The organism is Frischella sp. Ac48 (assembly GCF_019641635.1).
In the GTDB taxonomy this organism is placed as follows: domain Bacteria; phylum Pseudomonadota; class Gammaproteobacteria; order Enterobacterales; family Orbaceae; genus Frischella; species Frischella japonica.
In genome coordinates, this window is sequence record NZ_JAETXP010000014.1 from 1 (window position 1) to 15,057 (window position 15,057).

General features: G+C 38.2%; 8 protein-coding genes. All 8 read right to left on the bottom strand.

Annotated features, from left to right (window positions below; genetic code table 11):
• Positions 1-84: 84 nt before the first annotated feature.
• A complete protein-coding gene (locus JMI89_RS10045; protein ID WP_220679998.1) occupies positions 85-4,212 on the bottom strand; it encodes a toxin VasX in 4,128 nt (1,375 codons plus the stop codon).
• Positions 4,213-4,229: 17 nt separating this feature from the next.
• Positions 4,230-5,144 carry a hypothetical protein gene (locus JMI89_RS10050; RefSeq protein ID WP_187755969.1) on the bottom strand — a complete coding sequence of 305 codons (915 nt, stop codon included), beginning with the start codon at positions 5,142-5,144 and terminating at the stop codon, positions 4,230-4,232.
• Positions 5,144-7,501: a type VI secretion system Vgr family protein gene (locus JMI89_RS10055; RefSeq protein WP_220679999.1), complete on the bottom strand. Its 2,358-nt coding sequence runs from the start codon at positions 7,499-7,501 to the stop codon at positions 5,144-5,146. The genes JMI89_RS10050 and JMI89_RS10055 overlap by 1 nt, the downstream gene beginning before the upstream one ends.
• A 130-nt stretch (positions 7,502-7,631) precedes the next feature.
• Entirely contained in the window at positions 7,632-10,388 is a 2,757-nt protein-coding gene (gene tssH / locus JMI89_RS10060; protein ID WP_220680000.1) for a type VI secretion system ATPase TssH, read from the bottom strand.
• A 304-nt stretch (positions 10,389-10,692) separates the two neighbouring features.
• Positions 10,693-11,181, bottom strand: coding sequence for an Hcp family type VI secretion system effector (locus JMI89_RS10065; RefSeq protein ID WP_187755972.1), 489 nt, complete (start codon positions 11,179-11,181; stop codon positions 10,693-10,695).
• A gap of 39 nt (positions 11,182-11,220) precedes the next feature.
• On the bottom strand, positions 11,221-12,996 hold the full coding sequence (locus JMI89_RS10070) for an OmpA family protein (RefSeq protein ID WP_220680001.1): 1,776 nt from the start codon (positions 12,994-12,996) through the stop codon (positions 11,221-11,223).
• Between the two features lie 17 nt (positions 12,997-13,013).
• Positions 13,014-13,679 carry a type VI secretion system protein TssL, short form gene (gene tssL / locus JMI89_RS10075; protein ID WP_187755974.1) on the bottom strand — a complete coding sequence of 222 codons (666 nt, stop codon included), beginning with the start codon at positions 13,677-13,679 and terminating at the stop codon, positions 13,014-13,016.
• A gap of 10 nt (positions 13,680-13,689) precedes the next feature.
• Entirely contained in the window at positions 13,690-15,042 is a 1,353-nt protein-coding gene (gene tssK / locus JMI89_RS10080) for a type VI secretion system baseplate subunit TssK (protein ID WP_220680002.1), read from the bottom strand.
• Between the last annotated feature and the right edge of the window lie 15 nt (positions 15,043-15,057).

Here is a 15,057-nt window from a genome sequence, read left to right on the forward strand (position 1 = left end):
TCGGTACAACCCAATAAGCCGCATGCCAAGACTACGGCGCTGATTAATTGACCATATTTCATCGGTTATTCTCCTTTAGTTAACTTAGTATTCATAATCTAGGATCAGCGGTAATACCGTTTGACCATTGTTAGCCTGTTTGCCATTAGGGTAGTAAAATAATTTACATCGGATTACCATCTGACCTGACAAAAATTCGCCCAATTTATAGCGGATTTGGTAATGGGGGCTTTCACCTTTATTTACGGCTTCAGGATCGATCCCAACTTGTTCGCGATACTTCACTTTGGTAGTGTTATTTAACTCATCGTCGTCTGAAATTGGCTTTAAATAACGCGCATCGCGTTGTACAAATATAGTTTGTTTGCTCGCTCCCGGGTGATCAAGCTGGTATTGCTCACCAAGCTGGATTATTGGGTAATATTTTCCGGTGGTTACCGATATATTGACCGTGGCACGGCTGCCACATCTTTTTTGCAAGCGAACCGAACACTCATAAACACTTTTTTTATCTACAAAACCAGGAAGATGCAAATACAGATACAGCCCTTTGACGAAATTAGCACGTGTTTGATAATGAGATTCGTTATATTCAATAAATGGGTCGTGTTCCAGCGGCATTAGCTCATCAACATAATAGCAATCATCGTAAACTTGCACATTACCATCAATCCCTAACCGCGCAACAAAATAGTCATTAGCTGAAAATGCAATACCTTCAAAGGTGGGTGGGTAAGGCTGACCTTTATCACGATGCCCCCACAACCCAAATAAACAGCGATTAAACCATGTTTGCATTCGATTCCACTTATCGGATTCATCTTCAAATAGCAGGCTATATATAGCAACGGCAATCCCCATTACAATGCCAATAAAATAAATAACCGCCCCTGCTGGCCCTAACATCGCCAATATCCCGCCAATTTTAGCTAAACAAATTAAAGCCGAAATAACCATTAATGTACCGCAAAGCCTATACTGACTACGAATATGGGAAGGTAGATCTTTGGTCGTGTTAGCCTTAACGATCAACATTACACCGTCATATAATGACATCATTGGTCCAATGACCCCCAAAACGGTAGCCATGGAACTGAAGGATTTAAACACATTCTCCACGAGCAACGCCTTTACTGAGCCAAGAGAAAAAAATGAATTTATAAAAGCACTTATTTTAAGTTTACTACATAAATCACTCATAATGGTAATCGATTTGACGATTAATTGAGTGAAGTTTTTAACAATTTCCCTTTTTAACTCATCTTGGCGAGTTTGCCCAATACCCAGCCCATCAAGAATTTTATAGTTATGCGCTATTAACATGTAATGAGAATAGGCACTAATCCCATTTAACATGGTCGCTACGCTATCAGAGGATATTAATTTAAATGAACTGCTTGAAGTTGGATGCCATATTTCTTTGATATCATGTACCATTCCCGCCAGTTTGGCTTGTTTAAATTCAGCCCATGGCACGGTATTAATCATATGCAAATCGTTAAATAAACCAAATGTATCATCAGCGATTTGAAAATAATCAATAACTACCGGTTTATCTTCACTGAGTGGCAAGTCCTCGGTAATCGGTGGTAGGGATAATTTGTTATCAGTATCTTTAAGAACATTGGCCGTAAAGAGCTTAGCGCAGGCTCCTAACCCACGCAAAACAGACTTTAATTGCGATGCGTTGACTTGAAATGAAAAAACCTTGCCAACTACACCGGCAATGACCATCGCCGCTTCAAGAAAATGCGCTTGAATTAATTTATCATTAATTAGGCTGGTGGTCGGTTCACGTTGTGCTACGGCGCTGACGGCTCGAGAAATCATTATTTGATATAAATTTAATATGTGGGCGCCCTTTTCCAGAAAAAACAAACTATCGAGATCATGTTGATGCTGTTCTATTAACAGATTTATCGCTTCAGTAGCGCGCGCTGCGTAATCAATTATATCCTCTTTGGGTTGAACTCCGGTTATACTAGCCTGATATTTTAATTCCGAATATTTTTCATCCAACTGCTGCCGGATGTTAAGCAATGCCGACCAAAAAGTTGGGGTGTTATCTTTAGGATTACCATTAATTAAATGAAAATAGATGGTATCTTCATCGCGCAGTAAAATATCCCATAAGCCATATTGATAGTCTAATTTTATATTGCCTAAACTAAGTGTACCAATGATGTTATTAAAATCAGTTAAATAACCTATATGGTTGTTAGAACTATTACTATCACATTCTATTTTCCAAAATGGGACTTGATTGTATGTTTTAACTGCTTGAGGTGTGTGAACTGAGGTAGTTCCTTTTTCACTATAACCAAATAACCATGTAGTATAGATGTAGTAGTCGATGGAGTGAGATTTAATTGCGTCAATTAGTTTATTGTAAGCCTTTTCTTCTTCGCTCATAAATTGTGTTATACGATAATCGGCTAAGTTAATCTTATACTTTTCTATCTCTTTGGCTATTTTTTTTTCTCGCTCGGCTTTAGCTGAATTAGGCAGTACAAATTTTCTAACATCATAATATTCAGTGGTTAAATTGCTATCATTAATTCTTGCTAAAAGATCTCTTTTTTCTTTTTCATCAATGGGAAGTTCAATATACCCCTCACGTAAATAGGTTGCTGCATGCGGATAAATCGTTGGCAAAACCGGCATTTCTGGGTTATAGTTCGTCTTACAATAGTCATAGACAACTTTATCACCGGTATCGCTAAATCGCTCAGCAATTTCATTATAAAAACAATCAATATACGATTTATGCTTACGCATATGCATTAATTTTTCATTAAAATATCGATAGGGTACCCCGGAAGCGACTAAATTATCATAACTTGCATAGTATTTTTCATGCAAAAAATCGTCATTAATGGGTCCTTCGGCTATTTTATTACGTGTATAAACCTGCCCATGATAACCTTTGACTTGAGAGGTCTGAAATGTTTTTCCATACTGTTCATCAAACAAAATTTTTGCTTCTTCGTTATGCGATTTTGCATAGTCTTGTTTAAGCTTTTCAAATTGTTCTGACATACTGGCAGTGGATAGATATAATTTTTCATACTCTTGTTGCATCTTGGTGGTATATTGCTGTTCTGCGTTATAGATAAATTCGAGAATTGGGCCAATTTTCATTTGCCTTTGGTAGCTTAGTTCCTCGGCAAGTCCGAAGGTATCTTCAACAACTAAAGCGCTCACCGCAACCTTCACAGACTCTGAAATATCTCGACTATTTTCTTTTCGAATTAATCGGCTAATTAAGCGACCTTGTAAATCAATGAAATGATCATATATCTGTTCACGCTCTACCTTCTTCTCGGTATTTTTCTTTGTCATAAATGAGCGAAAAGGATGATAAGTTATAAATAAGTTCTTAGATAAAGCCTGATTAAACTGTTTATCGTTTTTGGTGTTATCTGTTTCTGACTGATTATCACCAGATGAATGAGATAATGATTCATTTGGACAATAAACTTTCTCTTGGGGTAATTCAAATTCCAGCAGTTTAGGCCCTTCCGGCGTAAAAAATTCACTAAATGCAAAACTTCGTTGTTCGAGACTTAATTTTGTTGAGTTAGAAATCCCCTCAGCAGTTAACATTATTTTTGAAAATCGCGCCAAATGAATATTTTTTGGATCATCTTTTGCCATATCTAAATAGGTTTGTATCGTTTTGTCAGACCACGCTCTACGGGTATAAGCGACATATGCCGTATCACTATAAACCGTCGTATCAATATTAATAAAATAACCTGGAATTCTGTGTGCTTCTTTGGTACATGATTCAGGAATTTCTTTAATATTGCGTTCTTTCATATCATAGCGTGTTTTATGCCTAAAGATGCCTGATGGCGTAACCTCATAACCAATAGGTTCATAATTACCATCAAACCTTTTTGCCAGAATATAAACATACCCTTTGCGTAAAGTTCGATAAACATATTCATGAGTTTGTAACGAAACTTCATTAGCGTCAGGCTCTCTACGACCCAAGGATATTATCTTATTAGACCAGTAATTATCTTTGTTATTATATGCTTTAGGAATGATAGCTTTACGCACTAAAAAAATCGGAAAACCTTGACGTTTACACGCAGCACACTGACCATTAGCTAATGCTGAGATTGAAATTGAGTCTGATTTTTCGTAAATAAGTATATCATTAAGTTCTTGTTGTCTTTCTGCATTTAAATCTATATTCTTCATTGATTGCCATCCACTCTTTATTCAATTTCTTTTTTGACCAGTGATAAAAACACACCTTTATCAATTGCTTTGAAACGATCAGATAAACTGCCCGGTTCAAGCACCGCCGCTTCGACAGCCGATTTTAGTTCAATATTACTTAGCAAATGATTACCATAACGATAAGACATTAATGCAAAAATAAACCTATCATTAACTGCCTGCAAACCATATTGCCATGCATCTCGATAGTATTCGGCAAGTTCGAGTAAACTAATTTGATTGGTGTCTTTTTTTATCTCTTGATAAATCTCATATTGAGCGAGATAAAGAAAAAACAATTGTTTCGCTTCTTGTTGATAAAACTTAGCTTCTTCAACCATAAATAAGTCAATATTTTTTGGTTTATAATTTAACTGTTTAATATTTCTTAAGGTATTTTGTATGGTTGGATAACAATAATTGAGAAACATGTTTAACATATCAGCGATAAATTCAGGGCAAATGGCATTACCCTCTTGTAATAATTGCATCCTAAATGGCTCATAAAATGGTACAAAACCCATTGCGCAATATTTACTTAGTTGCTTACCAATATTGACCATCTGTTCGGTGATAATTTCAGGCGGGTATTGACTTACCATCCAACCACAGACATAACTTTTAGTACTTAATCGTTCATTTTGAGCCTGCACTACACTAAAATGTAACAACCTTTTATCCAGTTCTTGATTAGGTTTAGCGATGGTTATTAACTTAGGGCACGAATTTAAATCATGAGATATATCGGGCCTTATAACAGTAGCGATTGCCTGCTCACCAAGTAAAGCCTGTATATTATCTAAAGCGATAAAATCTATTTCGCTCACTGTGGTTAACCCATCGATCAATAAATAACGATACTGCCGGCTACTATTGTCATTAGCCAATATATTTAATAATTGTTGTTCCATTAACCTTCCTCCGTACATTTCACTCCTGCCGGCATTTGTACGGTTGAAGAATTGTAACTTTCAGGACTAACCACACCAAAGCTCGCCGCCAGCGCGGTGACATCGCCCGGTGCATAAAATTTAATCCCGCCGCCTTCTAGAACAATTGCCACACCGTCACAGACTAAGGTTAGTTTTTTACTGGCTGAGATAATTACTTCGCTATCCGTACTAGTGATTTTCATTGCTTGTTTTGATGATAGGTGCATTTCGTTATTTTGGGCCTGAATATCGACATTGCCTTTGGAAGCAAAGATTTTTATCCCCATCATGTTAGCAAATAGACTTATCATATTGCCGGCTGTCACCATAAAGCGTTTAAACGCACTGATGTCAACTGTGCTTTGCGCGGTTTGTATGATGTTTTCACCTGCGGTCTGCTGGATCGAGCTTGGCGTGACATCGGCAATACCCGCTGGCGCATAGTTTAAAATGGCCGGTTGGTTGAGTTGATCGAGATTTTGTTCCAGCAGCTGTTTCTGCGTCTGTAAATCAGCCAATTCTGCTTTCGCTGCTTGTGCCAATTCATTAAGCCGTTTCACCATCTGCGACGCTTGCTCAAGCTCTTTTATGGCACTGTCCATATTGCATTGTAGATCACCGGCTTTGTACTGTTCTTCGGTGGTAACATACAATCCTTTGCCGGCGCGAATTGCCCCCCACTCATCGGTACGCAATTCAAAACCATGGCCGCGATTCTTCTTTGTTTCATCAACTAAATGACCAATGTTAAGCTGTGTTTTGCCATACTCTGTCGCTAATTTAATATGTTCTTGCCCGCGCTGGTCATCCATCCGTAGTTTGTTATTCGCCGGCGTTCGAATAACATTTCGGTGCTTATTAGCTGTGCTGACATGGTCAGGATGCGTACTATCATGCATTGCATGGGCAATATAGGGGCGATCAGGATTGCCATCGGTAAAGGCTATCGCAACTTCGGTGCCATCAATTAGCGGAAAATGAAAACCATAGGTATCGCCAGCATATGGTTTAGCCAAACGTACCCACAAGCTCTCTTCGCCACTGCGCCAAGTTGTTAAATCAAAATCAAACTTAACCCGGTAACGCCCTTTTGTATCAATATAGCCATAAGTATCATTAGCCGGACTGCTGACACGGGCTGGTAATGTACCGCCAATTTGTGGCCAGATTTTCGGTTGCGGACGGTACGGTTTTAATACCGCGTAAGGGATGGCAGTAAAGCTCAGTTCATAAGCATTACTTCGATCACCATCACTTTGGGTACTTAAAATAATGATTCCTTCGCTAATCTCCGCCAGCGGACTGTCGTCGATTACGATCCGTTGACCAGGTGCTAGGTTATAGTCATTACTTTTACCGTGAATAATAACTTTTTCACTGATGTGCTGCTCATGGCGAATTTTGGCATACCAATGACCACTTTCTACCTGTTGATGATCTCCTTTTGCTTTATAGTGCTCACCATAGCGGTAGTTCGTACCTACCGTTGTGCTATCTTTCGGCTCGGTATTGACTAACTCATAACGATCTGCCTCAGCATCACGATAGTTATAGTCATTCACCACCACTTGACGGGTCACGGTTTTGCTGGTTAACTGTAAATTCCATACACTGTGGCGGCTGTTATCCCCCATACCGCTAGGAACTTTATACACAATATGCCCAGCATCAGCTAGACCTTGTTCAAAATCACTGATCACCAATACATCACAGTGATGCTCTGCGTGGCTTTCAAAACGTAACCATATTCCCACATCGGCAAGCAAACGTTGCACAAAAGCTAAATCGGTTTCCTGCCACTGTGTGATAAATTCCCGTGCTGGATAAGTCTCCTTTAGCGCTAAGCGATAATCCACGCCAGTAAAACCATGGCGACGTAGCACGCTTTCGACCACATTTACCACACTTTGATTTTGATATATGGCAGATGAATGCTCATTGGCAAGCAACGCCAAGCGTGGGGCTAGCACTACCCGATAATGTGCTTCGTCTTCATTGATGGATAACTGACTAAATGCCGTTACCACCCCATATAACGTGCGTGGCATGGCCGGGGTATCGAGAGAGCTGATATGTTGTAACATATCACTAACGCTTTGCGGTTGAAATGAAAAAGAGGCAGATTGCGTTAAAACGGAATCGATCTGAATATGTTTATCATTACTGGTGAACGTCACCTCATAATACCATGGTGCATCTATCTGTTCGTGACCTTTCACTGATAAAACAGATAAAGGGGCCGTCAGTCCAGTAATGTTTAAACTATAACGGTTATGATTTGGTTGAGTTATTTTTGTAGTAAAATTTTCCAGTTCCTGACTGATATCTTTAGTCACGGCGTTACTCCTGTATTCCTGTTAAATCTATGGTTTTACATCATATTTTGGTTTCACAACAAAACTTGATATTTTGTCGCCATATTCTGGTACCATGCTCTAATAATTGATATTAGGCTAATGAGTAAAATCACGATCCTTTTGTTGATTTTTTATTTGTTGGCGATGATATTTTTTTTGCTTTAGGTTTACTCGTTAATTGCTGTGTATCCATTTTCCACTCTAATACAATTCCCTCACCATCAATAAAATCAAGACACAATACTTGACTATTGATATCACGTTTTAGTAACAATAGATTAGACACTGCTGGTAAAATTTGCTGATTTAAAATACTGTCAATATTACGCGCACCGGTATCCGGTAATAAACAGGCATCGACTAACTGTTTATAAAGCGCATCACCCACCTTAAATTGAATGTGATAATGTTGATTGAGGCGTTTTGCGACTTTAGCTAACTTCATTTCAACAATTTGTCGCATAGCATCTCCACTTAATGGAGTAAAGATAACGGTTTGGAAACGAGCTAATAATGCGGGTTGAAAATGTTCACGAATGATAGGGCGCAATAACTCTTGCTGTGTGGCAATTGGTGCATCTGGCATTTCCTCAAATAGTGCCATCAATTGATCACTGCCTAAATTGGAGGTCATTAAAATAAGGGTGTTGCGAAAATCAATTTCACGCCCTTCACCATCACGCATAAACCCACGATCAAACACTTGATAAAATAGATTAAGAACATCACGATGGGCTTTTTCAACTTCATCCAGCAGCACAACACTATATGGTCGTTTTCGCACCGCTTCGGTTAATACGCCACCTTGTCCGTAACCAACATAACCGGGTGGCGAGCCCTTCAGTTGTGATACCGTATGCGCTTCTTGATATTCCGACATGTTAATTGTGACTAAAGATTGTTCACCACCAAATAACGTATCCGCAAGTGCCAGCGCACATTCGGTTTTACCAACACCTGATGGACCAACCAATAAAAATACGCCCAGTGGCGCATCTTCAGCTGTTAAGCCGGTTTTGGCTGCGCGAATACGTTTTGCCAGTTCCGATAGTGCGACATCTTGTCCGACTACGCGTGTACGCAAATCGTCCTCAATGTGTAATAGATGACTTTGCTCATCTTTTAACAAACTTTCGAGTGGCACGCCTGTCCAATCAGCTATGACGGTCGAAACCGTGCGACTATCTACATCAAGCGATAACAGCGGTGCACTAGCTTGCAATTCATGCAGTTGTTGCTGAGCGTCACTGATTTGTTTCATCACTTTTTTATTTTGTGCGTTATCTTGAGCACGTAGTTCTATCAGTTTTTCTACCCATGCTTTTTCTTGTTCAAATTGCGCTTTAGTTTTCGCAAGCACTTTCGTCACCGACGCAATTTGTGCATCAATTTCTATCACTCGGGGTTGTAGATCTTGTTCACCCAATGCCTGATCGGCAATCAATGCTGCCTGTTCCAATTGTAATGAGGTGATAGTTGCTTCAAGTTTAGTAATCGACTCAGGGATGGTATCTAAGCTCATTCTTACTCGAGCTGATGCGGTATCTAATAAATCCACTGCTTTATCCGGCAGTTGTCGACCACTGATATAACGGCGAGAAAGTGTGACGGCGGTTTTTACGGCCTCATCTAAAATATGTACGCCATGATGCTTGGCATATCGTGATTTTAGGCCACGTAACATTAAGCAAGCATTATCATCATTCGGTTCATCAACTTTGACCATCTGAAAACGACGTTCTAGTGCTGCATCTTTTTCAAAATATTGTTTATATTCAGACCATGTCGTTGCGGCAATCGTACGCAATTCACCACGCGCTAGAGCTGGTTTTAATAAATTAGCCGCATCAGCGCCACCAGCTGAATTACCGGCACCGATAATAGTATGAGCTTCATCAATAAACAACAAAATCGGTGTTGGTGATTGCTGTACAGCGTCTATCACGTTTTTTAATCGTTGTTCAAATTCTCCCTTTACGCCAGCACCCGCTTGTAATAAGCCTAAATCAAGTGTCATTATCGTGACATCTTTTAAACTCGTTGGCACGTTACCTTCGACAATTCTTAAGGCGAGTCCTTCAACTAATGCCGTTTTACCAACGCCAGGTTCACCGACTAAAATTGGATTGTTTTTACGACGGCGGGATAAAATATCAATCATTTGGCGAATTTCACTATCACGACCAAATACAGGATCGATTTTTCCGCTATGAGCTTTTTCAGTAATATTTTCACAAAAACGATTAAGCGCTGCTTGGTGATGTTTTTGTTGTTCAACTACCAAAGGTTGAACCTTTGAAGCGGTTTGAGTGTCTTTATGATTTTCAGGTTGTGTTGCAATCGCATTTTCAATATTTTCTGATACTTGTTGATGATTATCCAAGGGAGCCAGAACGTTTTCATCAGAACTGTCATCTAACATTGGCCGTAAACGTTTTAAAGCAACCACTGATAAGCTTAATAATTGCCAAGCATCCTGCGCTTTTAAACTTTGTGGTGATTCTTGTAAAGCTTGCAATAGATGGATAGAACGGATCTGTTCTTCATGATCTTCGAGAGAGGCTTTTAACCACGCAGCTTGTAATAGTTCCATTAATGAGCTTGAAAGACTCGGCTTTTGATTAATGCTATGTGGCAGTGAATCAAGATAATTTAGCAATCCTTGCCAGATGCCATCCATGTTTAGCTGATAGTGACGTGCAATAATAGTAATATCACTATTACCCTGTTCAAGTAATTTTAATAACCAGTGCGCTAATGTGATCTCACTATGTGCGCGCGTTTGGCATAGCCCAGCGGCAGACTCTAACGCTCTAGCACAGTAAGGATTGAGTCGTCGTAATAGTGTAGATGGATCAGTTATCATCGCGATTCCTTTTTAATTTATTATAATTATGTTTTGTTATTTAAATTGTGTTAACGATTAGCGTCATAGCGGTAAAATTTTATAAACACTATCACATCGACAAATCCGCTAATCAGTTTTTGCTTTGATACTACTTAAGCAAATGTATTTAATTTCCCTGTAAACATGATGCTATTGCGGTCAGTAGGTCTTGGTGTTTAAATACATTTGATTAATTAGTCTGTATTTTAATAGTGCTGTCATTGATAAAACTAAATAGTTAAAGATGCCATCATTGCCATGATGACATCTGATTTTTAGTAAATTAACTTCGGCTTTCTACCCAGCTGTCTGAGTGAATGATGTTGCCATCTTTGAAAGTCCAAGTAATTTTTTCATAACGCAGTTCAACACGCTCTAAGTGATTGTATTGTTCTTTTGTTGGATCTTTGATGTTGTGCATTTCTGGTTTAACAGAAACAACTTTTACCCCTTCCATGAAAGTATTGAAATATTCAACTTCCTGACCCGCGTTATCAATTTGATACCATTTAATTTCAACAGATTTTAAGTTTTGACCGGTGGTTACTGCTTTGTAAAGATAAGGTGATGAAGAATCAACCTCTTTAACAAACTCAAGGGCTTTGTGTACACGTGTACCAGTTAATTTACCAGTATTACCGTCAGTAGGAATGTAAACTTGATGATCAAATTCAACAACTTCAACACTCCCCTCACGGCCTTCTACTGTCACTGAACCTTTAATTTCAGAACCACCATCATCTTTTAAAAACATATATGCAGGTACTGCCATAGTATTATCTCCTTATTGTTATTGTTAATTACTTAATATTTAGTTCTCATCTAGCAATTGACATGTTGTTATTTGAGGAACCAAATTTATTTCCACCCGTCGATTTTGTGAACGTTGTTCAGGAGTATCATTACTCACCAACGGTTTTTTTGCGCCATACCCTTGTATAGCAAAACAGGTTTCCGGAATGTCACTGGTTTTAATCATCCAATCCCTTACTGCCGCAGCCCGTTCTAATGAAAGCTGCTGGTTTTTATTTGCATCACCCGTTGAATCGGTATGCCCTGAAATTAAGACTAACCAACCTGCATTATCGTTTTGTCTAATTTGGGTTTTAATTTCCATAAGCGCATTGATTAAAACTTTGGTCGATTCAGGTTTTAACAAAGCTTTACCACTTTCAAATAACGATAAACTATCAAGCCGAATCACAGGATATTCTTTAATAACGACCTCTTTTTCTTTAATGATAATTTTTTCTGGTTCAGGTGGCGGTGCTGGGGGTGGCGGTGGTGGAACATAACGACCAATCGCACGATTAAGTGGTACCAGTAAATCTTGACCATGATAAAGCCCTAGTCCTAATTTTACCGGCACGCCTTGTTGATTGTAGTCATTCAGTAAATGACGATCTGCTTTCAAAATTGCTAAAGCTCTATACTTTTCGTCATAACTATCCATGGCAATGAGATCATAATGTTGAATATCATTGTTAATCTGCTGTGCTAACTTGATATTATTCCAATAAGAAGCACCGAGACCCGCCATAAAAAATAAGGAAGTGATCATTATCATATTGCAGATAGCTTTTCTCTTCGGCGAATATGGATAAGCAATCGGCATATATTTAACCAACCTATCTGGTGGGGTAACAATTTCCGCAATCGAATAATGATTGGGAATATCAAGTGTTGTCCGTCGATTGATAGTGTGGCTGAATAAATTGTCATGAATAAAATGTGAATTTAATGGATAAATAGCTATCCCTTCTGGTTCACATTTAGCAATAGTTTGTTTATTATCTGTCAATACACTTAAGACATGCGCATTCAACCACTGCTCATATTCTTGCAACATGGCACGAAGCGATAAACGTTGTTGACGTTCCTGTGAGTTAAGTTTTTTATCATTTATCCAGTTATCAATCGGTGATAAATACTCATCCATTAAGTAAATTTGGCGCGCTACAATTTGATACCAATATACAGGTAATGTCACATCATCATGATAATGGATATTATTTAAACCAATATGCGCTGAGACATATACTGGCAGTTGATATTTAGCGATCCGACAAGTATCCACCCAAGATTGTCTGAATGACTGTAATTTAGCTGTAAATAATCCCTGTTTATTTTCTAACTCAGGCGTGATAGCCAACAATAAACCGATACGGCCTAACATATCTGGCCAACGCGCTATTAGTGAATCAAAAACGATTGGTAACTCTGAATATTCTTCGACATATACCCAAACCGCTTCTGATGAAATAATAATATTGGACTCAGCTAAAGTAAGATCCTCGGGAAAATATTGTTTTGCGCAATTACCGGTCACTAACAAAATAGGTAACCGATAGCGTTGCCTAGCCGGTAATAACGATAGTTTTTGAGTTAAGAAATCAATATTTTTAGTGCAAGCATTTAATTTTTTTCGGTAAGAGAGCTGGCGATAAAATAATAAACTTGCTACACCTAAAATCAATATTACACCGATAATCTGCCAACCAATTGCAATTGGTAAGAAGACCAATAGTAAAACTAAACTTAGAATAACACTATAAATAATCTGTAAACGCCATGGATAATCGTTCATTATTAACCTCTTATCCTTTATTGAGTTAATGGCTTAATAAGAGCATTGAGCCTATCATCTAAGAAAAAATACAGACCAATAACCAATCCAATTGACAGCAAGGTAAAAAACATCAGCAGGGTTTTGCGCCCAAAATAGCGAAAACTTCGGTTTTGTTCAATAATTGCATGTTCAAGTTCTGGCTCGTGATAATGCAAAGCTTCTCTAAGGGCAATAATTAAATGTTCGCGCTCCATTTGCGGCTGATTTAAATAACAACCTTGAAACCCTAATCCTAATACCCGATCAAAGCAGCTTAAGATTAAATACTCTTTTTTGTCGGCACGTAGTCGATTGCGAATTTTTTCAAAGAGATCATGACCAGCATTATTGGTATTAAAAAATACGACTTGTAATGGCGCACCTAACCATTCATCATAATTTTGTGCTTGTTTATTATTTTGACTACATAACAGTACTGTTTCATCCAACAGTGCACATTGCGCATAACTAATATCATCAATCACCTCCTGACTGAAATGCGCGGCATGTAATTGTTCACGTAGAATCATCACTTGTTGTTTACATTGTTTATAAAGATTACTAACCGATGAAATTACTGTTCCTTCTTTTAGTTGCACTACCGTTAAAACGGTTTCTCTTAATAATTCATCAATTTCTATATTTTGTTGTTCAGTACTCATAATGCTAATCCTATGTACGTAGTACCGCAAAAAGCTCTAACGAAATATCGGGTATCGATCTTGGTATATAAAACTCACAACATCTTGCCAATAACATGGCTTTTGCTGAATCATGTGAAAGATCTAATGCAAAATACTGATTTTCTAAACGCATCGGTATCGCTGCCGGAACGTGACTTAATGCTTTAATCGGTATTCCTGATAGTGCAGAGTGAATAATTTGTCTTACATCATCCGGTGCACCAGCCTTACATAAAATCGGAAACTGTGATTGAAGTTGGTGACCAGGCATACTGGATCGAACAGATAAATAAAAATCAGCTTCTTCAACTAAACGTGCATCATGTAAGCGACCTGTCCAGAAAGTATCTTTATCATGTACCAAATCAATTTTAATAACACGTGAAGGTAAACTTTTTTCGAGCAAATTTCGCACTAATTCAAAAAGTGGAGGAAATACGGCATTTAAATTATCGTGTTGATAAGCAGGAATACCATCCACATCATGTTCCAGAGAGAAGGTTAATAACGCACCAGTAAAAGCGACCAATTTTTGATATAAATTTTCTGGATGTAACGATGGGTTATCGCGCAAAAATTTCAGTTGGGGTTCAAAAGTATTTAACGCATTAAGTAACCAGAATAAAGACACATCAGCAACTGCAAATTCGGCCATTTGTTGATTACGTTCATGGCGCATTCCCATTAAACGTTGGCGTTTAGCTTGAACTTGAATACATAATAATTCTAATTCTTTAAGTAACGTACTGTTTTGTTGATGTAAATTTAATACTGGTGGCAGATATTGATTATCTAACACAAATCGACCATTTAAATCGCGTTTTAACACCGCTATCGGACAAGTGAGGTATTCACTATGATCTTCAAAATCAAATAAAAAGCTTAAGGCACATCGTTCAACCGCTATGGTTTCTTGACCGCTGCCGAGTAAATCTGAAACTTCCACCCATTCTTGACGGAATCGGGTTGGTTTTTCAATGAGCTTTTCATCATAAGCACAATTTTCACCATTCGCATTAAGTAATGGTAATCCAATATAAACTTTAACTTCATCAACAGCTACCGGAACCTCTGAGGCTAAATTTCTAACCATAGGAATGTTATCTGAAACATCAGTATCAATAAGTACTCCATCTGTAAAACGCATGCTCAATGTTTCTACACTAAGGCGATCAACTAACAACATTTGTTGATCAATTTGCAGACGGTCAATCCCCCAAGGATTTGCAAGGTACAGTTTAGCTAATTGTTGTTTATTATAAGATTCCCACAATGTTTGTTGTTGAAATTGTTCAGGTGTTAAAAATACACCTTCATTCCATAGCGGGCGATATATTTTCATTATTTTGTTAAGCTC

Bases quoted from the DNA above. Each gene is read 5' to 3' on its own strand.
- JMI89_RS10045 (WP_220679998.1), bottom strand. From the start codon at position 4,212: ATGAAGAATATAGATTTAAATGCAGAAAGACAACAAGAACTTAATGAT.
- JMI89_RS10050 (WP_187755969.1), bottom strand. From the start codon at position 5,144: ATGGAACAACAATTATTAAATATATTGGCTAATGACAATAGTAGCCGG.
- tssH (WP_220680000.1), bottom strand. From the start codon at position 10,388: ATGATAACTGATCCATCTACACTATTACGACGACTCAATCCTTACTGT.
- JMI89_RS10065 (WP_187755972.1), bottom strand. From the start codon at position 11,181: ATGGCAGTACCTGCATATATGTTTTTAAAAGATGATGGTGGTTCTGAA.
- JMI89_RS10070 (WP_220680001.1), bottom strand. From the start codon at position 12,996: ATGAACGATTATCCATGGCGTTTACAGATTATTTATAGTGTTATTCTA.
- tssL (WP_187755974.1), bottom strand. From the start codon at position 13,679: ATGAGTACTGAACAACAAAATATAGAAATTGATGAATTATTAAGAGAA.
- tssK (WP_220680002.1), bottom strand. From the start codon at position 15,042: ATGAAAATATATCGCCCGCTATGGAATGAAGGTGTATTTTTAACACCT.